The sequence below is a fragment of the Sphingomonas sp. 1185 genome (genome assembly GCF_040544655.1).
Taxonomy (GTDB): domain Bacteria; phylum Pseudomonadota; class Alphaproteobacteria; order Sphingomonadales; family Sphingomonadaceae; genus Sphingomonas.
Genome location: NZ_JBEPKL010000010.1, coordinates 17,950 through 36,410 on the forward strand (window position 1 = coordinate 17,950; position 18,461 = coordinate 36,410).

16 protein-coding genes and 1 pseudogene are annotated in these 18,461 nt (G+C 68.3%); 9 read left to right on the forward strand and 8 right to left on the reverse strand.

The annotated features are described in order from the left end of the window. The first annotated feature begins 132 nt into the window (after window positions 1–132). The 9 genes from ABIC44_RS09150 to ABIC44_RS09190 all read left to right on the forward strand — a co-directional run bounded on the left by ABIC44_RS09150 (window position 133) and on the right by ABIC44_RS09190 (window position 10,350). Window positions 133–1,818 (forward strand): ABC transporter transmembrane domain-containing protein, encoded by a 1,686-nt coding sequence (locus tag ABIC44_RS09150; RefSeq protein WP_354295006.1) that lies wholly within the window; start codon window positions 133–135, stop codon window positions 1,816–1,818. Further along, window positions 1,802–2,875: an efflux RND transporter periplasmic adaptor subunit gene (locus ABIC44_RS09155; protein WP_354295008.1), complete on the forward strand. Its 1,074-nt coding sequence runs from the start codon at window positions 1,802–1,804 to the stop codon at window positions 2,873–2,875. The genes ABIC44_RS09150 and ABIC44_RS09155 overlap by 17 nt, the downstream gene beginning before the upstream one ends. Next, window positions 2,872–4,317, forward strand: a complete 1,446-nt coding sequence (locus ABIC44_RS09160) for a TolC family protein (RefSeq protein WP_354295010.1) — start codon at window positions 2,872–2,874, stop codon at window positions 4,315–4,317. Before ABIC44_RS09155 ends, ABIC44_RS09160 begins: the two co-directional genes overlap by 4 nt. Window positions 4,318–4,695: 378 nt before the next feature. Continuing rightward, entirely contained in the window at window positions 4,696–6,858 is a 2,163-nt protein-coding gene (locus ABIC44_RS09165) for a TonB-dependent siderophore receptor (protein WP_354295012.1), read from the forward strand. After that, complete coding sequence (locus tag ABIC44_RS09170; RefSeq protein ID WP_354295014.1) at window positions 6,852–7,682, forward strand: alpha/beta hydrolase; 831 nt, start codon at window positions 6,852–6,854, stop codon at window positions 7,680–7,682. Before ABIC44_RS09165 ends, ABIC44_RS09170 begins: the two co-directional genes overlap by 7 nt. Further along, window positions 7,679–7,954: a hypothetical protein gene (locus ABIC44_RS09175; RefSeq protein ID WP_354295016.1), complete on the forward strand. Its 276-nt coding sequence runs from the start codon at window positions 7,679–7,681 to the stop codon at window positions 7,952–7,954. The genes ABIC44_RS09170 and ABIC44_RS09175 overlap by 4 nt, the downstream gene beginning before the upstream one ends. Then, complete coding sequence (locus ABIC44_RS09180) at window positions 7,951–8,247, forward strand: hypothetical protein (protein ID WP_307104233.1); 297 nt, start codon at window positions 7,951–7,953, stop codon at window positions 8,245–8,247. The genes ABIC44_RS09175 and ABIC44_RS09180 overlap by 4 nt, the downstream gene beginning before the upstream one ends. A 6-nt stretch (window positions 8,248–8,253) precedes the next feature. Beyond that, on the forward strand, window positions 8,254–9,852 hold the full coding sequence (locus ABIC44_RS09185; RefSeq protein ID WP_354295018.1) for a PepSY-associated TM helix domain-containing protein: 1,599 nt from the start codon (window positions 8,254–8,256) through the stop codon (window positions 9,850–9,852). A gap of 69 nt (window positions 9,853–9,921) precedes the next feature. Further along, the gene (locus tag ABIC44_RS09190; protein ID WP_309694029.1) at window positions 9,922–10,350 is read left to right on the forward strand and encodes a hypothetical protein; all 429 of its coding nucleotides are present in this window, start codon (window positions 9,922–9,924) and stop codon (window positions 10,348–10,350) included. A 51-nt stretch (window positions 10,351–10,401) separates the two neighbouring features. Here ABIC44_RS09190 and ABIC44_RS09195 read toward each other — a convergent pair whose 3' ends face one another. From ABIC44_RS09195 to adh, 8 genes and pseudogenes are all read right to left on the reverse strand, one after another. Continuing rightward, complete coding sequence (locus tag ABIC44_RS09195; protein ID WP_354295020.1) at window positions 10,402–11,580, reverse strand: CobW family GTP-binding protein; 1,179 nt, start codon at window positions 11,578–11,580, stop codon at window positions 10,402–10,404. After that, window positions 11,573–11,713 carry a hypothetical protein gene (locus ABIC44_RS09200; protein WP_354295022.1) on the reverse strand — a complete coding sequence of 47 codons (141 nt, stop codon included), beginning with the start codon at window positions 11,711–11,713 and terminating at the stop codon, window positions 11,573–11,575. Before ABIC44_RS09200 ends, ABIC44_RS09195 begins: the two co-directional genes overlap by 8 nt. 10 nt (window positions 11,714–11,723) lie before the next feature. Then, a pseudogene (locus tag ABIC44_RS09205) lies at window positions 11,724–12,170 on the reverse strand (superoxide dismutase family protein); the annotation flags it as partial. Window positions 12,171–12,284: 114 nt separating this feature from the next. Next, window positions 12,285–13,532, reverse strand: coding sequence for a GTP-binding protein (locus ABIC44_RS09210; protein ID WP_309694038.1), 1,248 nt, complete (start codon window positions 13,530–13,532; stop codon window positions 12,285–12,287). A gap of 177 nt (window positions 13,533–13,709) precedes the next feature. Then, on the reverse strand, window positions 13,710–14,222 hold the full coding sequence (locus ABIC44_RS09215; RefSeq protein ID WP_354295026.1) for a GNAT family N-acetyltransferase: 513 nt from the start codon (window positions 14,220–14,222) through the stop codon (window positions 13,710–13,712). A gap of 50 nt (window positions 14,223–14,272) precedes the next feature. Next, a complete protein-coding gene (gene scpC / locus ABIC44_RS09220; protein ID WP_309694043.1) occupies window positions 14,273–15,787 on the reverse strand; it encodes a succinyl-CoA:acetate CoA-transferase ScpC in 1,515 nt (504 codons plus the stop codon). Window positions 15,788–15,837: 50 nt separating this feature from the next. After that, complete coding sequence (locus ABIC44_RS09225; RefSeq protein ID WP_354295028.1) at window positions 15,838–16,872, reverse strand: zinc-dependent alcohol dehydrogenase; 1,035 nt, start codon at window positions 16,870–16,872, stop codon at window positions 15,838–15,840. A 69-nt stretch (window positions 16,873–16,941) separates the two neighbouring features. Next, the gene (gene adh, locus ABIC44_RS09230) at window positions 16,942–18,453 is read right to left on the reverse strand and encodes an aldehyde dehydrogenase (RefSeq protein ID WP_354295030.1); all 1,512 of its coding nucleotides are present in this window, start codon (window positions 18,451–18,453) and stop codon (window positions 16,942–16,944) included. Window positions 18,454–18,461: the final 8 nt, after the last annotated feature.

The window sequence follows — 18,461 nt, forward strand, 5'->3', positions numbered from 1 at the left end:
GCGGTCGCGCAGGAAGGCATGATGGGAAAAACGACATAGATTAGGCCGCTTCGTACCTTTCTTTACGCCGCAGAAACGATCCAGAAAAATTTCGGTGCGATGGGGCGCGTCGAAACGGAAAAGGGGGCCTTCGTGGCAGCGAAGCGGTTGGGATTTCGGGACGCGGTCGGCTGGCTGGCGCAGATCATGGGGCCGGACGCGGCCTATGTGCGGCTGGGCATGGTCTATACCATCGCGATCAGCCTGTTGGCGCTGGCCACGCCCATCTCGGTCCAGCTGCTGATCAACAGCGTGGCCAATACCGCGATGCCCGCCCCGCTCTGGGCGCTGTCGGGCGTGCTGCTGCTGTTGCTGTTGCTGGTCGCGGGGCTCAGCGCGCTTCGGGTGTGGATCATGGCTGCGTTCGAGCGCCGCCTGTTCTCGCGCGTGGTGGCCGAGGTCACGCTGCGCGCGGTGCATGCGCAGGACCCGTTCTTCGCGGACGGCAATCGCGGCGACCTGTTCAACCGCTTCTTCGATCTGGTCGTCGTCCAGAAATCGGTGCCCAGCCTGGTGATCGGGGCGTTCACCATCATGTTGCAGGCGGCGATCGGGCTGACGATCACCAGCTTCTACCACCCGGTCTTCCTGGCCTTCAACGCCGTGCTGGTGGCGGCGGTGCTGCTCGTCTGGCTGCTCTGGCGGCGCGGGGCGATCAGCGGCGCGGTCGCGCTCAGCCATGCCAAGCACAATGCCGCGCGCTGGCTGGAGAGCGTCGGCGGATCGAACGGCTTCTACAAGTCGCTGCGCCACCTCGACTTCGCGATGGCGCGGTCGGAGGCGATGACCGCCAGCTATGTCGACACGCATCGCCGCTATTTCCGCTATCAGTTCGCGCAGACGATCGCGTTCCTGCTGATCTATGCCTTTGCCAGTGCCGGGTTGCTGCTGCTGGGCGGCATGCTGATCCTGCGCGGGCAATTGTCGCTGGGCCAGCTGGTTGCCGCCGAACTGATCCTGTCGGGCGTCTTCTACGGCATTTCGCAGCTCGGCTTGTATCTCGATACTTTCTACGACCTGGTCGCCAGTTCCGAGGAGCTGTCGCTGCTGTTCGCCATTCCGCAGGAGCCCAAGGTGCTGGGCGACAACGGCCCGCGCGACGGCGCGGTGAAGATGACCGATGTCCGGTTCGACCAGGCGCGGTACAATCTGACGCTGGCGGCGGGCGAGCAGCTCGTCACCGTCGCCGAACCCGGCGCGGAGCGGCGGCTGGCCATGTTGCTGAAACGGCACGTGGTGCCCGAACGCGGGCTGGTGCGGATCGGCGGCAGCGATCTGGGGTCGTTCGACATGTACCATCTGCGCTCGGACGTGACGGTGCTCGACCGTTCGACCATCGTCGAGGTCACGATCCGTGAATATCTGCGCCTGGCCTCGGGCGAACGTGCCGAGGATGCGATGGCGGCGCTCGCCATGGTCGGGCTCGAGCGGCGTCTGGCCAGTCTGCCGCAGGGGCTGAACACCCTGCTCGGCTCGACCGGCTATCCGCTCAGCGTCGGGGAGACCATGGCGTTGAAGCTGGCCAATGCGCTGCTCGTCCGGCCCCGGCTGTTGCTGCTCGGCCAGCTGTTCGACCTGTTGCCGCCGCAGCGGCTGCTGGCGGCGCTGCGCCTGTTGAAGACGCATGGCACCACCGTGTTGCTCTGCACCGGCCGGCCCGAGGATTTGACGCTGGACGGGTATCTCTATCTGGGCCTGACCGAGCAGCGGCGCTTCGACCATCTCGCCGATCTTCAGGCCGCTTATCGTCAGGAGGATGGCGATGTCGCATCTGCCTGAGCATCTTGCGCATTTCCGCACCTTGGCCTCGCTGCGTCCGCCGCGCGTGGCGGTCGCCATCGCCTGGATCCTGACGGTCGGCATCGCGGTGGTGGTCTTCATCCTGTTCGCGGTGCCCTGGCTCCAGACCGCGCAGGGGCGGGGGCAGGTCGTCGCGCTCGATCCGGAGGACCGCGCGCAGGACGTGACCGCGCTGGTCCCCGGACGGGTCGAGCGCTGGTATGTCCAGGACGGCCAGCCGGTGAAGCGCGGCGACCCGATCGCGCGCATCGTCGATCTCGACCCCAATCTGCTGTCGCGCCTGGCCGCCGAGCGCGCGCAGGTCGAGGCGGAGATCGCCTCGGTCCGCCAGTCGCAGGCGGTCGCGCAGATCGACGTCAACCGCACCCGCCAGCTGTTCGCCGAAGGGCTGGCCTCGCGGCGCGACTATGAACAGGCGCAGATCAAGGTGTCCGACTCCGGGGCCAAGCTGGCGGAGTCGCGCGCCAAGCTCAACCGGATCGACGTCCAGCTGAACCGCCAGTCGGCCCAGCTCGTCCGCGCCCCGCGCGACGGCCGTATCCAGAATCTCAACGCCACCGCCGGTGGTGCGCTGGTGTCCGCCGGGACGGCGCTGGCGGTGGTCGCGCCGGAACAGGTCGAGCGCGCGGTCGAACTGATGATCGACGGTCGCGACGTGCCGCTGTTGCGCCCCGGCCGCCCGGTGCGGCTGGAATTCGAGGGGTGGCCCGCGATCCAGTTCAGCGGCTGGCCATCGGTCGCCTACGGCTTTTTCGACGGCCGCATCCGCAGCATCGACCCGACCGCCAACGCCCAGGGGCTGTTCCGCATCCTGGTCGAGCCGGTGCCGGGCAAGCCCGCCTGGCCCGAGCGGCGCTTCGTCCGGCTGGGCGGCAAGGTGCAGGGCTGGGTGCAGGGGGAGACGGTCAGCGTCGGCTATGAACTCTGGCGCCAGCTGAACGACTTCCCGCTGGAATTCGGCAAGGTCGCGGGCGACAAGACCACCGAGAAGGAGGACGACAAGAAGATCGCGGCCAAGGCGGGCAAGCCCAAATGATCCGGCCGCTGCTGATCCTGTCGATGCTCGTCGCGCCCGCCGCGCCCGCCACGGCACAGCGTATCCGGCCCAACCCGGTGCCGGTGCAGGCCACCGGCACGGGGCCGCTGACCCTGGACGAAGTGCTGCGCGCCTCCGCCCGCGCCGCGCCGCAGATCGTCGAGGCGCTGGCCAAGGTCCGCGCGGCCGAGGGGCGGGCCCTGACCGCGAACGGCGCGTTCGACACGGTGTTCGAGGCGGAGGGCCGGTCGCGCACGCTGGGCTATTATGACGGCACCGTCGCCTCGGCCACCGCGACCCGTCCGCTGGGCGACAATGGCGGCTATGTCTATGGCGGCTACCGGGTCAGCCGGGGCGATTTCCCGGTCTATGAGAACCAGAGCTATACCAACCGCCTGGGCGAGGTGAAGGTCGGCGCGCTCTATTCGCTGCTGCGCGACCGACTGGTGGACGAGCGTCGGACCCGCCGCACGCTGGCCTCGGGCGATATCGACATTGCGCGGTTCGAGCGCGAGGCGGTGGCGATCGGGGTGCAGCGGCGCGCGATCGACGCCTATCAGAACTGGGTGGCGGCGGGCCTGCGGCTGCGCGCCTATCGCGACCTGCTGGCGCTGTCCGAGAGCCGTCGCGGCGGCCTGGCGCGTCAGGTCCAGCTGGGCGCGCGGCCCGACATATTGCTGGCGGAGAACGACCAGAATCTCGCGCGCCGCCGGGCGCTGGTGGTGCGGGCGGAAGGCGATTTCCAGGCGGCGGCCAATGCGCTGTCGCTCTATTTCCGCGACGCGGCGGGCGAGCCGCTGCTGGTCGGGCCGGACCGTCTGCCACAGGGGGCCGAGGCGCTGTCGGGGGTGGCGGCGGCTGCGCGTGCCGACTTCGCGCAGCAGCGTCCCGACATCCAGATGCTGCTGGCGCGGATCGACCAGGGGACGGCTCGGCTGGCCCTGGCGCAGAACGACCTGCGCCCCCGGCTCGACCTGCGGGGCGAGGCGGGCAAGGATATCGGCCCGGTCGGGCTGGGCGGACCGTCGCGCACCCCGCTTGAGGCGGCGGTCGGCTTTCGCTTTTCGCTGCCGCTCCAGAACCGCGCGGCCAAGGGGCGGATCGCGGAGGCGCAGGCGGAGATGGACGCGCTGGCGGCGCGCAGCCGGTTCCTGCGCGACCAGATCGCGGTCGAGGTGGAAGGCATATTGATCGGCGTCGGCGCGGCCGAGAAGCTGGCCGGGATCGCCGACCAGGAACGGCAACTGGCCGAGCGGCTCGCGGCGGCCGAGCGGCGCCGCTTCGAACTGGGATCGAGCGACTTCTTCCTGGTCAACCAGCGCGAGGAAACCGCCAATGACGCCCGTGTCCGCCTGATCGACGCCCAGGCCAGGATCGCCGCCGCGCGCGCCGAACTGGCCAGCGCCACCGCCGATCGCGCCGCGCTGGGGCTCGACCTCTAGGTCGGATCGACATTCAGGATTGCGTCTTCTTCCCTCTCCCCTGGGCAGGGGAGAGGGTTAGCGAATTCTGGCTCGCGCAGCTTGGGTGAGGGGTACAGCGAGCCCAAAGGCTCGCGCGCTCGCTTCGCGAGCGCCCACCCCTCACCCAGCTCCGACTAAGCCTTTGCTCTCGCAAAGGCCAAGTCTGCGCAACCCTCTCCCCTCTGCGAGGGGCGAGGGGAGGAAGGCGTCGCCCTTTGCCGGATGTGGCCGATATTCCTCAAACATTACAACATCCTGTTCATATGCGATTGACTCTCATTAGCTGACGCCATTAGACGCCCCCGAATTATCACGGAAGCGCCGTCAGGGCGGCGCGTACCAAGGGGCGGGAGACGTATGAAAATCTGTTTGGGTATCGGGTTGCTGCTGTCGGCGGCGACCTCGGCCGAGGCGGCCCAGGATAACAAGGGCGATGCGCTTCGCGATACCGACATCGTCGTGACCGCCACGGGGCAGACCCAGGCGACGTCGGGCACCAAGACCGCGACGCGCCTGATCGAAGTGCCGCAATCCATCTCGGTCATCACCCGCGAGGAACTCGACGTCCGCGCGGTGCACAGCGTGACCGAGGCGCTGGCCTATACCGCCGGGGTCCAGGCCGAGCAGGACGGCATCGACAGCCGCGCCGACAGCTTTTCGGTGCGCGGCTTTTCGGCGGGCAGCTTCAGCGACAATCTGTTCCTCGACGGCATCCGGTTGCCGGCGGGCGGTCAATGGACGCGCACCGCCTTCGATCCCTTCGCGCTCCAGCAGATCGAGGTGCTGAAGGGCCCCTCGGCGGTGCTGTTCGGGCAGGTGGCGCCGGGCGGTATCGTCAATCTGGTGACGAAGCGGCCGACCGCGACCCCGCGCGGCGAGATCATGTTGCAGGGGGCCGGGTTCACCAGCCTCGGCAAGTGGCAGTATCAGGGCGCGGCGGACGTATCGGGGCCGCTGACCGCCGATGGCACGGTCACCGCACGGCTGGTCGGTCTGGCGCGCTATGGCGATGCCCAGATCGATTCGATCAAGACGGGCCGCTATTACATCGCGCCCAGCCTGACCTGGGCGCCCGATGCGGCGACCAGCGTCACGCTGATGGCGCAATATCAGCGCGACGAAGGCGGATCGACCTTCCAGTTCCTGCCCGATATCGGATCGCGCCAGCCGGGCGCGGGCGGACGTCATATCCGGCTGGACGCCTTTCTGGGCGAGCCGCAGTTCAACACCTATGACCGCAACCAGTATCTGCTCGGCTACGAACTGCGCCATGCCTTTTCCGATCGCTTCGAGCTGCGGCAAAATGGTCGCTATACCCGTGTCGAGACGCTGTTCGAGGGGACGGTGCTGCGCGGCGGCACGCTGTCCAACGGCAAGACGATCAACCGGCGCGCGGTGCGCGGCGTCGGCCATTCCGACGGCTATGGCCTCGATACCAAGCTGGAGGGGCGCATCGACACCGGGCGGCTGGCGCACCGGGTGCTGCTGGGCGTCGACATGCTCGACACCGAATGGCGGCACCTGCGCGACCTGTCGACCGACGTTCCGGCGATGCCCGACATCTTCAACCCCGTGTCGCAAGGGGTGGGGCGGATCCTCTCGACGCTCCGGCCGCAGGTCCATCTGAATGCGCGGCTGGAACAGGTCGGCGCCTATGGCCAGGATCAGCTTTCGCTCGGCCAGCTGCATGTCACCCTGGGCGCGCGCTACGACTGGGCCAAGAACCATCAGGTCAACGAACTGGCGACCGGCACCACCGATCCGGTGACGGTGACCAAGGCCGACAAGATGACGTGGCGCGCGGGCGCGACCTGGATCTCGCCGAGCGGCGTGGCGCCCTATGCCAGCTACTCGACCTCGTTCCAGCCGACGACCGGGCAATATTTCGACGGCACGCCGTTCAAGCCGACAACCGGCGACCAATATGAGGTCGGCGTGAAATACCAGCCGCAGGGCAGCAACGCGCTGCTCACCGCCGCGATGTACCAGCTGACCCAGAATAATCTCGCCAGCCCCGACCCGGACGAAAGCCATGTCTGCGCGGGCACGACCTGTCAGGTGCAGACCGGCCAGGGTCGCATCCGTGGCGTCGAGTTGGAGGGCAAGGCGACGCTGATCGGTGGCCTGAGCCTGATCGCGACCGGCACCTATATGGACAGCGAGATCACGCGCGGGGCGAAGGGGCAGCAGGGCAACCGGCTGACCCAGGTGCCCGACTGGATGGGGTCGCTGTTCGCCGATTATCGCTTTGCCGAGGGCGGGGCGCTGGGCGGCGTCGGCCTGGGCGGCGGGGTGCGCTATGTCGGCGTGTCCTATGGCGATACCGCCAACGCCTATCGCGTGCCGGGCTATACGCTGTACGACCTGTTCCTGCGCAAGGCCTTTGCCAGCGGCATCATCCTGTCGGTCAATGCGCGCAACCTGACCAACCGGCGCTATGTCGCCCTGTGCTCGGCGGCATCGGCCTGTTTCTACGGGTCGGGGCGCACGCTGAACCTGCGGCTGCAATACCGGTGGTAAGCGCGTGGCTGGCGGGCCTGCTCGCGCTGGCGTCGCCGGTTGCGGCGGCAATGCCGGAGCCACCTGCGGGGCCGCCCTATACGCTGCCGCGCAGCGTCGAGCGGGTCGTCCATGCGCCGGACGGAGAGGCGTATCGCCTCTTCGTCGCCTGGCCGGAGGCGCCGCCGCCGCCCTCCGGCTATCCGGTGCTCTATGTGCTGGACGGCGAGGATAATTTCGCGATCGCGGCGCTGACCGCGCGTCGGCTGGCCGGGGCAGGCGCGCGCAGCGGCGTGGGGGAGGGCATCGTCGTCGGGATCGCGGCGGGCTCGTTCCAGCGCCGCGCGCGCGACTATACCCCCGCCACGCCTGGCTGGACGATCCCCGCGAACAGCCCCGGCAGCGGATGGCCGACCGGCGGGGCCGAGGCGTTTCTCGACCTCGTCGAGCGACAGGTACAGCCGTTCGTCCGCCAGCATTGGCGGGTCGATCGATCGCGCGAGACGCTGCTCGGCCACAGCTTCGGCGGCCTGCTCGCGCTGCATGCCGCACTGACCCGTCCGGCGATGTTCGGCGGCGTCGTCGCGGTCAGCCCGTCGCTCTGGTTCGGCAACGGCCTGATCGCGCGTGAGGCCGCGACCGCCGGGGCCGCGCATCCCCGCATCCTGATCGCGGAGGGCGACGCGGCCGCGACACCTCCCGCCGAGCTGGCGCGGTCGCTCGATCGGGGCGGCGGCGCGGACCATGCCCGCTTCCTGCCGCTGCCGGGCCAGACGCACGGAACGACGATGCTGGCGGCGATGGCACCGGCGATCCGCTTCGCCTTTGCACGGGCCGCGCCGTGATCGCGGCCTGGTGCGCCGCTTTCGCCATTATCGGCGGAGCTCTATGCCTTTATGTGGGCACGCCGCATCAGGCCCTGATCGCCGGTAGCGGGGCGCGGCGGTCCGGTCGGATCGCCGGGATCGTGCTGCTGGCGGTCGCGCTGGCGCTGCTCATGACCGTGCAGGGCCCGGCGACCGCCGTCTTCACCTGGATGACGGGGGCGATGCTGGTCTGGAGCATCGTCCCGGTGGCGGTCCGCTGGTGGCGCTTCCGGCGGGAGGCGGCGCGATGAGCCGTCCGCTTCTCACCAGTCGCGACTGGTTCGGCAAGGTATCGGCCGCCGCCCTGCTGGGGCTGACGCTGGCCTTGGCGCTCACCTGTCTGTTCGCCGCGCTATTCTCGACGGACGATGGCCCGTTCAGCGCGCAGAAACAGCTCGCCATGTGGCTGGTGTCGCCGATCTGGTGCCTGGTGCTGGGCCTTTGTTTCCTGTTCCGCAGCGGCGCGCGCGCATGGGGTTGGCTGGCGCTCGCCAATCTGATGGCCTGGGCGGCCTATATCGCCGCGCGCCTGCTTCTGGGGTGATCGCCGATGCGCACCGATATTCTGAAGACCTATAAGGACGTGCATAGCTGGGTCGGCATTATCGCCGGGCTGGCGCTGTTCATCGCCTTTTATGCCGGCGCGATCACGATGTTCGCCGAGCCGCTGAACCGATGGGCCTCCGCCCCCGCCAGCATCGCGCCGCCGCCGTCGCTGGATCGCACGCCCGAGCTGATCGCCAAGGTGCTGCGCGCGCGGCCCGATGCGCGTGCCGCCTATACCGTCCATTTCGACACCGGCCCCGACATGCCTGCACGGCTGAGCTGGACCACCGGCAACCGCCGCGCGCCGGGCCCGACCTTCCTCGCCGCGCTGACCCCGGAGGGCGCGTTGCAGGTGGTCCGGCAGGACGCCTCGCCGGTCGCGGAACTGGTCGACGTACTGCACCAGCAGGTCGGCCTGCCGCTCGATCGCAGGACGGCGATGCCGATCATGGGGTTGGTCTCGCTGCTTTACGCCGTCGCGATCGTCTCGGGCGTCATCTGTCTGCTGCCGAGCCTTGCCAAGGACCTGTTCGCGCTGCGCTTCGGCAAGAATATCAAGCGGATGTGGCTCGACCTTCACAATCTTCTGGGTCTGTTCAGCCTGCCCTTCCATATCGTCATGGCCGTCACCGCCGTCATCTTCGCGTTTCACGACCAGATCTATGCCGCCCAGGGCGCGGTGTATCGGGTCGGCGCGGCGAGGGTCGAGCGGCGGGCCCCGCCGCCGCCCGGTCCGCCGGAGCCGCCCGCGCTTGAGGCGGTGCAGGGCACCTTGTCGCCCGTCGAACTGCAACGGCGGATCGCGGCACAGGCGCCCGGCTTCGCGCTGCGCTCGATCACCTATCGCCATGATGCCAAGAGTGGCGCCCAGGGCGATCTCACGGGCGTCGACCAGCGCTATGGCATGCGCGCGCCCACCTATGGCCGGGCGGAGATCGACACCCGCACCGGTGCGATTACCGAGGCGGATTATATGCCGGGGCGGCAGGGGCCGTGGTTCGCGGCGGTCACCTCCTTCTTCGCGCTGCATTTCGGCAGCTTCGGCGGCGCGTCGGTGCGCTGGTCCTATTTCCTGCTGGGTCTTGCCGGTGCCTTCCTGTTCTACTCGGGCAATCTGCTGTGGATCGAGAGCCGCCGCCGCAAGGAGCGCAAGGCGGCTATGGTGGAGCAGACGCGCGCGACCCGCATCCTCGGCAGCCTGACCGTGGGCGTGCCGCTGGGCTGCGTCGCCGGGATATCGCTGACGATCGCCGCCGCCAAGTGGCTGCCCGCCGACCGCGCCGATATCGGCGCATGGCATGGGCGCATCTATTATCTGGTGTTCGTCGCGGCGGTCGCCTGGGCGCTGATCCGTGGTGCGGCGCGCAGCGGATCGGAATTGTTGTGGGTCGCCGCCGGGGCGACCGCCGCCATTCCGCTCACCACGCTCCTGTCCCCCATATTCGCCCAGGGCTGGAGCCATCCCGGTGCGAGCCAGTTGGTCGACGGGGTCGCGACCCTGGGGGCGATCGGCTTTGCCATCATGGCGCGTGCCGCCCGGCGGCGTGCGGTGGCGGGGCCACGCGACAGCGTCTGGGCCGCACCGCGCATCGCCACGACATGACTCTTTGTTGATAATGACTATCAAATGCTATAATGACGGAGTCCCAGTAAGGCGTCGAAGGAAACCGGCATGAGCCCATGTCCGAAGCGAGCGGAAAGCCTCATGAACCCGCCAGCGCCGATGGGCGCGGCCCCCGATGCCGCCGGGCTTTTGACGGCCGCCGCGCGCTGCTGGCGCTATGCGCGCGATGGGGGCAGGCCGGTGCAACAGGCGTTGCACCGCATGCTGGCCCCGCATCGCTGCGAGATGCTGGCGCCGGTGTTCGACAGCTATCTGACCTTGTGCGAGGCCGCGCTCGGCCGTTGCATCGATGTGGGGGAGTGCGCGCGGTCGGACGACGAATGCCTGCTGCTCGGGCTGCTGGACGGATCGATGCGCCGCCGCGCCTGTATCGATTGCAACAAGGGCGCGGCCAGCGCGCTCGACTGCGCCATCTGTTCGACGCGCATCATGCTGGCGATGACGCTGGGCGCGCCGCGAGGATATGGGCTCCAGTGACCGTCGCACCCTGGTCGCCCGCGACGATCGGGGCGGCCAGGGGAGGGCGGGCTATGGAACGCCGAGCAGGCCGGAGGCGGGAACATCGTCGACCAGACCCTGCAACCCGAAGCAGTCCAGCCCCAGCGTCATCAGCGCCAGCGTGCCGCGCAGTTCGTCGGCGCTGACATCGCGGGTGATGAACACCAGCCGCGTGCGCCGGTCGTCGGACGGCCAGGCGTCGAGCACCACCGGCGGGTGGAAGACATGCTGCACGCCGTGGATCACCACCGGGTTCGGCTCGTCCTCCAGATTGACGATGCCCTTGATGCGCAGGATGTCCGGCCCCTTGAACATGGCCAGGACATCGAGCCACCGCTCGAACGCATGCGCCTTCAACGGTTCGTCGAAGGTCAGGCAGGTGGCGCGGATGCGATCGTCATGCCGGTTCACGTCATGATGATGGTCATGGTCGTGATGGTGGTGATCGTGCCCGTGATCGTGCCCGTGATGATGATGGTCGTGGCCATGATGGTGCGGATCGTCATAGGCCTCGGCCGCCAGCCAGCGGCGGACATCGTTGGTCTTGGTCTCGGGATTGTAGAGACCGGCATCGAAGAGCACGTCCGGCGATACCGCGCCGTTGACCGCCACGATCAGCGGCGCGGCGGGGTTGAGCGCGCGCAGCCGCCCGGTCAGGGCCTGCTGGTCCTGCGGAGAGGCGAGGTCGGTCTTGGTCAGGAGGATGCGGTCGGCGACGGCGGCCTGCTTCACCGCCTCTTCCTGCGCGTCGAGCGTCGCCATGCCGTTGACCGCATCGACCGTCGCGATCACGCCGTCGAGCCGGTAGAGCGTGCGCAGCCGATGGTCGGTCATCAGCGTGTGGAGGATCGGCGCGGGGTCGGCGAGGCCCGTGGTCTCGATCACCACCCGGTCGAACCAGCACAGGCCATCGCGGGCGAAGCGCCAGGGCGCATCGCGCAGGGTGCGCGCCAGGTCGCCCCGGACGGTGCAGCACAGGCAGCCACCGATCATCTCGACCACCAGATCGTCATTCGACCGGGCGATGAGATCATGATCGAGGCTGACCGCGCCGAACTCGTTGATGATGACCAGCGCGCGACTCATCTGCGGCGCGCGGACCAACTGGTTGAGCAGGGTCGTCTTGCCGCTGCCCAGAAAGCCGGTCAGCACCGAAACGGGGATCAGCGACTCGGGACCGGAGAATAGCGCCGGATGCGACTCAGCCATGGGCGATCCCTCCCCGCCGAGCGAGGGCGCCGGAAAATGGCGCGATTGCCGGAGTACCGGCCTTGCGGATCATGTCTTCATCCTTGTCGGGGGTGAACGGGTCGGACTTCGCGCCGTCGTGGAAAAGCATCATGCGGAACGGCTCAGCGAAGGACGGCGCAGGCGATGCGCGCGCCTGCGCCACCGATGGGCTGGGTCCGATAATCGTCCGGCTCGGCATGGATGACGAGCGCCGCGCCGTCGGCATCGTTCAGCGCGGGGCGTCCGCCCGCGCCGGTCATCGATACCAGCGTGGAGTGCAGCTCGACGGTGGCGCTGCCGTCCGCCCGGACGAACAGGTTGGGCAGATCGCCCGCGTCATTGGCGCCCGGCACCAGGAAACCGTGCACGACCGGCTTGGCGGCATGGACATGGCCGCCCGCCGAGCTGAAGCCCGCGCTGGAACAATCGCCTTTCTCGTGGAAGTGCATGCCGTGCCATCCCGGCGGCAAGCCGGTCGCCTCGATCCGCAGGAGCACGCCCGACGCCGTATCCCGCACGCTGACGCTGCCATGGCGCGTGCCGTCGGTGGCGAGGATCGGGCTCGCCTGGGGTTCGGTCGCCGCGACCGGGGGCGGTCAGCGTCAGCATGAGCGGCAGGGCGCAGGCCAGCGAGGCGCGGAAGGGCAGGCGCGAAAGCGCGTGCGCGGCGGTCGCGATCCGGCTCATTCGGCCATTTCCAGCGCGCGCTCGCCCCAGGCCGGGAAGGGATCGCGCAGGCCCATCCACAGGTCGGGCGTAAACGCCTTGACCGGCAACAGGCAGGCGTCGAGCCGGGCGCGGATCCGCGCCTCGTCCATGCCGATGCCGATAAAGACCAGTTCCTGCCGCCGATCGCCCCAGATCTCGTTCCAATGGCCCGCGACGAAGCGCTCGAAACGGTCGTCGTCGGGCCATTGGTTGCGCGGGATGCTGGCCCACCAGCGGCCCAGGCGCGCGGTCATCGTCTGCGCGCCCGCGACCGCCAGTTCGCCGACCCAGTCGGGCCGGGTTGCCAGCCAGAAATGCCCCTTGGCCCGCACGACATGATCCAGTCCGCCATCGGTCAGGAAGCCATGGAACTTCACCGGATCGAACGGCGCGCGCGCGCGGTAGACGAAGCTCTCAATGCCATATTCCTCGGTCTCGGGGACATGGCTGGCATAGCCGTACAGCTCCTTCGCCCAGAGCGGATGCTGCGCGGCCTTTTCCTCGTCGAACAGGCCGGTGTCGAGAATGGCATCCAGCGGAACGCGCGCCTGGTCGCAGGCGATGATCCGGGCATCGGCATTCAGGCTGGCGACCAGCTTCTTGACGGTGGCGAGTTGTTCGGCGGACACCGACGACGCCTTGTTGACCACCACCACATCGGCGAATTCGATCTGTTCGACCAGCAGGCCGACCAGGCTGCGCGTGTCCTCCTCGCCCAGCGACTCGCCCCGATCGGCGAGGAAATCCTGGCTCGAATAATCCTTCAGCAGGTTGATGGCGTCGACCACCGTCACCATCGTGTCGAGCCGCGCGACATCGCCCAACGACTGCCCCGCCTCATCGCGGAAGGAGAAGGTGGAGGCGACCGGCAAGGGCTCCGAGATGCCGGTGCTCTCAATCACCAGATGGTCGAACCGCCCGGCCTCGGCCAGCGCGCGGACCTCCTGCAACAGGTCGTCGCGCAGCGTGCAGCAGATGCAGCCATTGGTCATCTCGACCAGCGTCTCCTCGCTGCGCGACAGGGTGGCATCGCCGCCGCGCACCAGATCGGCGTCGATATTCACCTCGGACATGTCGTTGACGATCACCGCCACCCGCCGCCCTTCGCGATTGGCCAGGATATGGTTGAGCAGCGTGGTCTTGCCCGCCCCCAGAAAGCCCGACAGGACGGTCACCGGCAGGCGGGCCTGCCCGGTCTCGACGATCGAAAATGCGCTGTTCATACCAAGCTCTCATCATTGATATGATGTATCATTACGTCATCGAGGCGTGGCAAGTCAAAGCGTTTGACCCGGGCAGCCGTCGCATGGGTGGCGATCGGCCCTGCCGACAGGAGGGGGAGGGCGGGTAGGTCCGCCCGCGGATCGCCGCCCCTGACGGGCGATCCGCGGGCCGTTCGGTCAGACGATGGTGCGTTTCAGCCGGATCAGCATGGGGTCGCCCTCGACCGGATGGGGCTCGAAACCCATTTCGCGTTCCAGGGTGATGGCGGACCGGTTGTCGCGATCCTCCAGCGCCTCGATCGTGCGATATCCCTTCTGCCTGGCATGGCCGACCAGATGGTCGAGCAGCGTCCAGCCGATGCCCTGCGCCTTCCGGTCATGCCGGATCGCGATCGCCGCCTCGGCCGATCTGGTCGCGTCGTCCCCCACCAGCATCGCGGCCGCGAGCACCGACCCGTCATCGGCCAGGGCGATCAGGCTGGTGCTGGCGGCATCGTTGGCGCGGATCATCCCGGTCAGCCGCTCGTGACTGACCTGCCGCACGCTGGTCAGGAAGCGGAAGCGCAAATCCTCGGGCGAGACGCGCGCGAAGAACTCGGCCAGCGCGGCCTCGTCCTCCTCGCGCGTGGGACGAACGTGCAGCCGCACGCCATGGCGCGTGACGAGCAACTCGGTATCCGCGATCATCATCCTGTCCTCCTGACTGGGTGCCTTCATGGTCGGGGCGACCTTCGACATGGTCAAGATGGCCGCATCGTTCCCGTTTCCATGAAACGACGATGCCAGGACAACGCCTCGGCGGGCAGCGAGGGTGCATGAAGGCCATAGGAACCGCCCTCGGCCCGCAGCGCATAGTCGGCGAGGAGGGGGCGGTAATCGGGATGCGCGCACCGTTCGATCACCGCCCGCGCGCGCTGGCGGGGCGACAGGCCGCGCAGATCGGCGAGCCCCTGTTCGGTCACGATCACCTGCACGTCCTGCATGATGTGATCGACATGCGCCGCCTGCGGCACGATCGCGGAAATCTTGCCGCCCTTGGCGGTGGAGGGGGTCATGAAGATCGAGACATAGGCGTTGCGCGCGAAATCGCCCGATCCGCCGATGCCGTTCTGGATGCGTGATCCCATGACCAGCGTCGAGTTGACGTTGCCATAGATGTCCGCCTCGATCAGGCCGTTCATCGCGATGCAACCCAGGCGGCGGACCAGTTCGGGATGGTTGCTGATCTCCTGCGGGCGCAGGATCATGCGATCGCGATAGCCCGCCATGTTCGCGTTCAGCCGCGCCGCCGCCTGCGGGCTGAGCGAAAAGGCGGTGGCGGATGCCATGCGCAGCTTGCCGGCGTCCAGCAAGTCGAGCATCCCGTCCTGGATCACCTCGGTATAGGCGGTCATCGGTTCAAAGGGCGTGTCGATCAGCCCCGACAGCACGGCATTGGCGATGTTGCCCACCCCCGACTGGATCGGCAGCAGGGCAGGGGGCAGGCGGCCGCGCGACACCTCATGGGCGAGGAACTCGATGATATGCCCGGCAATGGCGCGCGCGGTATCGTCGGGCGCGGCGAAGGGCAGGTTGCGGTCGGGCGCGTCCGTCTCGACCACGGCGACGATCTTGTCGGGATCGCAGGCCAGATAGGGTGTGCCGATGCGGTCGTCGGGCCGCACCAGCGGGATCGGCACGCGGTCGGGCGGCAGGCGGGTGCCGTAATAGATGTCGTGCATCCCTTCCAGCGCCGCGTCCTGCCAGCGATTGACCTCCAGGATGACGCGCTTGGCCCGGTCGGCCCAGGTCTTGTTGTTGCCGACCGAGGAGGAGGGGATCAGCGAGCCGTCCGCGCGGATGCCCGACACCTCGATGATCGCGGTGTCGAGCGTGCCCAGCACCCCCTCCCACGCCATCGGCGCGACCTGGCTGAGATGCATGTCGAGATAGTCGATCTCGCCGCGATTGATCTTCTCGCGCGCGACCGGATCGCCGCTATAGGGCAGGCGCTGCGCGATGCCGTCGACCGCCGCCAGCGCGCCGTCCAGTTCGGGGCCGGTCGAGGCGCCGGTCCACAGGTTGACGCGGAAGGGCCGCCCCTCGGCATGCTCCGCCGCCATCCGCCGCGCCAGCGCCTGCGGCACGGCCTTGGGATAGCCCGAGCCGGTGAAGCCGCTCGTCGCCACCGTCTCGCCGGGGCGGATCAGGGCGGCGGCGCTATCGGCATCGGTGATACGCGAACGAAGGGTCGGGCAGGCGATACGATCGGTCATTGTCACTCCCAAAGCGGCGGGCGGCGCCGAAACCGCCGCCCGCCCTGATGTCAGGCGGCGAGGTCGAGGACGATGCGGCCCTCGATCTGCCCTTGGCGCATCCGGTCGAACACGTGATTGACCTCGGTTAGCGGCGCGGTGGAAACCGTCGCCCTGACCTTGCCGTCCGCCGCGAAGTCCAGTGACTCCTGAAGGTCGAGCCGGGTTCCGACGATCGACCCGCGCACGGTGATGCCGTTCAGCACCAGACCGAAGATGTTGAGCGGGAAGTCGCCGGGCGGCAGGCCGTTGAGCGCCACCGTGCCGCCGCGCGCCATCATGCCCACGGCCTGCGCGAACGCCTTTTCGCTGACCGCCGTGACCAGCGCGCCTTGCGCCCCGCCGCCCGTCTCGCGCCTGATCGCCGCCGCCGGGTCCGCCTCCGTCCGCGCATTGACCGTGACCTTCGCGCCCAGACGGCGGGCCAGGTCCAGCTTGGCATCGTCGACATCGACCGCCGCGACGTTCAGCCCCATGGCGACCGCATATTGCACCGCCATATGGCCCAGGCCGCCGATGCCGGAGATGACGACCGTGTCGCCCGGCTTGGTGTCGGTCATCTTCAGCCCCTTATACACCGTCACCCCGGCGCACAGCACGGGCGCGATCTCGGTAAAGCCGATATTGGCGGGCAGGTGGCCGACGAAATTGGGGTCGGCGATGACATAATCGGCGAAACCGCCATTGACCGAATAGCCGGTGTTGACCTGGCTTTCGCACAGCGTCTCCCACCCGCCCAGGCAATGCACGCAGTGGCCGCAGGCGGTGTAGAGCCAGGGCACGCCGACCCGGTCGCCCTCCTTGATGTGCTTGACGCCCTTGCCGACCGCCGAGACATAGCCGACGCCCTCATGCCCCGGAATGAAGGGCGGGTTGGGCTTGACCGGCCAGTCGCCCTCGGCCGCGTGCAGGTCGGTGTGACAGACGCCCGACGCCTGGATCGCGACCTGGATCAGGCCGTCGCCGACTTCGGGAACGGGGACTTCATCGATGCTGAGCGGTTCGCCGAACGCACGGACGACCGCCGCCTTCATCGTCTTCGCCATGGTGTTTCTCCTGTCGAATGAGGATAGGCCGGGGATGGGCGCGGCGGCCGATCCCCGCCTTGACCGCGGTCAAAAGAAGCCGAGCTTCTTGGCCGAGTAGCTGACCAGCAGATTCTTGGTCTGCTGATAATGGTCGAGCATCATCCGGTGCGTCTCGCGCCCGATGCCCGAGCGCTTATAGCCGCCGAATGCCGCATGGGCGGGATAGGCGTGATAGCAGTTGGTCCACACCCGCCCCGCCTGGATCGCGCGGCCCATGCGATAGGCGCGGGTGCCGTCGCGCGTCCACACGCCCGCGCCCAGGCCATAGAGCGTGTCGTTGGCGATGCGCAGCGCCTCCTCATCGTCCCTGAAGGTCGCGACCGAGACGACGGGCCCGAAAATCTCCTCCTGGAACACGCGCATCCGGTTGTTGCCGCTCAGCACCGTCGGCTTGACATAATAGCCCTCCAGCCCCTCGGGCCGGTTGCGCGTGCCGCCGGTCAGCACCTTCGCGCCCTCGTCGCGGCCGATGTCGAGATAGCCGAGGATCTTGTCCATCTGCTCCTGCGACGCCTGCGCGCCGACCATGGTGGCGGGGTCGAGCGGATCGCCCTGGATCATCGCCTCGACCCGCGCGACCGCCTTTTCCATGAAGCGGTCATAGATGGATTCGTGGACCAGCGCGCGGCTGGGGCAGGTGCAGACCTCGCCCTGGTTGAGCGCGAACATGGCGAAGCCCTCGATCGCCTTGTCCAGATAATCGTCATCCTCGGCCGCGACGTCGCCGAAGAAGATATTGGGGCTCTTGCCGCCCAGCTCCAGCGTCACCGGGATCAGGTTTTCGGACGCATAGGACATGATGAGCTGCCCGGTCGTCGTCTCGCCGGTGAAGGCGATCTTGGCGATGCGCGGGTTCTGCGCCAGCGGCTTGCCCGCCTCGACGCCATATCCGTTGACGATGTTGAGCACCCCGTCGGGCAGCAGGTCGGCGATCAGTTCGGCCAGCACCATGATCGACGCCGGGGTCTGCTCGGCGGGTTTCAGCACCACGCAATTGCCCGCCGCCAGCGCGGGCGCCAGCTTCCAGCAGGCCATCAGCAGCGGGAAGTTCCACGGGATGATCTGCCCCACCACGCCCAGCGGCTCGTGGAAATGATAGGCGACCGTGTCGTGGTCGATCTCCGAAATCCCGCCTTCCTGTGCGCGGATGCATCCGGCGAAATAGCGGAAATGGTCGATCGCCAGCGGCAGGTCGGCCGCGGTCGTCTCGCGGATCGGCTTGCCATTGTCCCAGGTCTCGACGGTGGCGAGGCGGCTGAGATTCTCCTCCATCCGGTCGGCGATGCGGTGGAGGATCAGCGCCCGCTCGGCGACGCTGGTGCGGCCCCAGCCGTCCTTGGCCTTGTGCGCGGCGTCGAGCGCGAGTTCGATATCGGCCGCCTGGCTGCGCGCGACCTGGCAGATGACCTGTCCGTCGATCGGCGATCGGTTGTCGAACCAGCGTCCGTCGACCGGATCGACCCAGCGCCCGCCGATGAAATTGGCATAGCGTTCCTTGAACGGCGCGGTGCGGGCCTTGATGCTTTCCTGGATCGTCATGAAACCTC

Bases quoted from the DNA above. Each gene is read 5' to 3' on its own strand.
- ABIC44_RS09155 (WP_354295008.1), top strand. From the start codon at position 1,802: ATGTCGCATCTGCCTGAGCATCTTGCGCATTTCCGCACCTTGGCCTCG.
- ABIC44_RS09160 (WP_354295010.1), top strand. From the start codon at position 2,872: ATGATCCGGCCGCTGCTGATCCTGTCGATGCTCGTCGCGCCCGCCGCG.
- ABIC44_RS09165 (WP_354295012.1), top strand. From the start codon at position 4,696: ATGAAAATCTGTTTGGGTATCGGGTTGCTGCTGTCGGCGGCGACCTCG.
- ABIC44_RS09180 (WP_307104233.1), top strand. From the start codon at position 7,951: ATGAGCCGTCCGCTTCTCACCAGTCGCGACTGGTTCGGCAAGGTATCG.
- ABIC44_RS09185 (WP_354295018.1), top strand. From the start codon at position 8,254: ATGCGCACCGATATTCTGAAGACCTATAAGGACGTGCATAGCTGGGTC.
- ABIC44_RS09190 (WP_309694029.1), top strand. From the start codon at position 9,922: ATGAGCCCATGTCCGAAGCGAGCGGAAAGCCTCATGAACCCGCCAGCG.
- ABIC44_RS09195 (WP_354295020.1), bottom strand. From the start codon at position 11,580: ATGGCTGAGTCGCATCCGGCGCTATTCTCCGGTCCCGAGTCGCTGATC.
- ABIC44_RS09200 (WP_354295022.1), bottom strand. From the start codon at position 11,713: ATGATGCTTTTCCACGACGGCGCGAAGTCCGACCCGTTCACCCCCGAC.
- ABIC44_RS09210 (WP_309694038.1), bottom strand. From the start codon at position 13,532: ATGAACAGCGCATTTTCGATCGTCGAGACCGGGCAGGCCCGCCTGCCG.
- ABIC44_RS09215 (WP_354295026.1), bottom strand. From the start codon at position 14,222: ATGATGATCGCGGATACCGAGTTGCTCGTCACGCGCCATGGCGTGCGG.
- scpC (WP_309694043.1), bottom strand. From the start codon at position 15,787: ATGACCGATCGTATCGCCTGCCCGACCCTTCGTTCGCGTATCACCGAT.
- ABIC44_RS09225 (WP_354295028.1), bottom strand. From the start codon at position 16,872: ATGGCGAAGACGATGAAGGCGGCGGTCGTCCGTGCGTTCGGCGAACCG.
- adh (WP_354295030.1), bottom strand. From the start codon at position 18,453: ATGACGATCCAGGAAAGCATCAAGGCCCGCACCGCGCCGTTCAAGGAA.